The 1,726-nt window shown below is 73.4% G+C and carries 2 protein-coding genes; both read right to left on the bottom strand.

Annotated features, from left to right (window positions below):
- Positions 1–647, bottom strand: a 647-nt coding sequence (locus AOK23_RS43570; protein ID WP_055717872.1) for an alpha/beta fold hydrolase, incomplete at its 3' end; no start/stop codon positions are given.
- Positions 644–1,726 (bottom strand): flavin-containing monooxygenase (locus tag AOK23_RS43565; protein ID WP_055717871.1); only part of this gene is annotated, 1,083 nt, incomplete at its 5' end. The genes AOK23_RS43565 and AOK23_RS43570, both read right to left, overlap by 4 nt.

Here is a 1,726-nt window from a genome sequence, read left to right as displayed (position 1 = left end):
CCGGCAATGGTCGAGGCGTGCGCGCTCCTCGTGCACGCCTCGACCATCGCCGGCGACGAACCGGGGCCCATGGTGGCGTACTTGAGGATCCGCCGGGCGACGGGTGTGACCGGCCCGAGCGGGGCCCGCGACCCGAGGACCTTGGCGGTGAGCCAGGTGCGCGTCCGTCCGGGGCGGCCGGGCACGACGAGCGCCTCCGACACCAGCTTCGAACTGCCGGTGCTGCACAGCAGCACCGCCGCCGCGTGCTCCCGCACACCGGCCCGTGCCGCGGCCGCCATCAGCGTCATCCCGCCCATGGAGTGCCCGACGAGCACGGCCTTCTCACCGGGCGCGAGCGTCGCCGCGAGCACCGCCTCCAGGTCGTCCGCGAGGGCGTCCGTGCTGCACAGGGCGGAAGCGGGGCTGCGGCCGTGGCCGCGCTGGTCGTAGGCGATCACCCGGTGGTCGACGGCGAGGTCCCGGATCTGCGCCGCCCAGAACGCGGTCGAGCAGGTCCAGCCGTGCACGAGCACCACCGCGGGCGCGTCGTCCGGCCCATGGGTCTCCACGTGCAGCCGCGCGCCGTCGGCGGACACGGCCGTCAACTCCCGTACGGCGACGGGCGGGGCGTAGGGCCCGTGCTTCACATGAGTCAGTCGGGTCACGCTCCGGCCTCCACCTTCGTCGCCTCGGTCGCGGTCGTCCCCCGGGTCTTCCCCGTACCGGGCGGCGGCACCCGCAGCACCTCGTACTCGGCGAGATCCACCCGCCGGGTGGCGCCGCGGAACTCGGTGGTCGTGCCGGGCCAGATGGTGGTGTTGCGGCCGTGCGCGTCGAGGTACCAGCTGGTGCAGCCGCCGGTGTTCCAGACGGTCCGCTCCATACGCTTCTGGACGCGCCGGTTCCAGGCGTCCACGGCGTCGGCCCGGGCGTCGAGGGCGACCCGGCCGCCGAGCACGTCCAACTGCCGCAGGAAGTCCGCCATGTAGTTCAGCTGGGACTCGATCATCAGGATCATGCTGGAGTTCCCGAGGCCCGTGTTGGGCCCGATGATCGTCATCCAGTTCGGGAACCCGGCGGCCGACGCGCCGCGCAGCGCCCGCATCCCGCCGTCGGCCCAGGACTCGGCGAGGGTCTGGCCGTCGGCGCCCACGACCCGGTCGGCGATGGGCATGTCGGTGACGTGGAACCCGGTGCCGAAGACGATCGCGTCGACCTCGGCGGTGGTCCCGTCGGCGGCGACGAGCGTGGAGCCCTCGACGCGGGCGAGCCCGGAGGCGACCACGTCGACGTTCGGCCGGGTGAGCGCCGGATAGTAGGTGTTCGACAGCAGGATCCGCTTGCAGCCGATGCGGTAGTCGGGCGTGAGCCGGGCACGCAGGGCGGGGTCCTTGACCGCCCGCGCCATGTTCCGCCGGGCCATCCGCTCCACCAGGCCCAGCTGTTCGGGCCGCTTGGTGAAGGCCTGCACCTGGAGCTCCCGGATGCCCCACAGCAGTCCGCGCCTGGCCTGCGTGGTGAAGGGCAGCTGTCGGTGCAGCCACCGCTCGGCCCGGCTGATGTCACGGTCGACGCGGGGCAGCACCCACGGCGGGGTCCGCTGGAACAGGGTCAGCCGGCCGACCTCGGGCTGGATCGCGGGCACGATCTGGATCGCCGAGGCTCCCGTGCCGACCATCGCGACGCGCTTGCCGCGCAGGTCGTAGTCGTGGTTCCAGCGCGCGGAGTGGAACACCTCGCCGGG

This window comes from Streptomyces torulosus (assembly GCF_001419765.1).
Classification (GTDB): domain Bacteria; phylum Actinomycetota; class Actinomycetes; order Streptomycetales; family Streptomycetaceae; genus Streptomyces; species Streptomyces torulosus.
The sequence above is the reverse complement of the archived record's forward strand: the minus strand, read 5'-3'. Positions and strand labels throughout refer to the sequence as shown.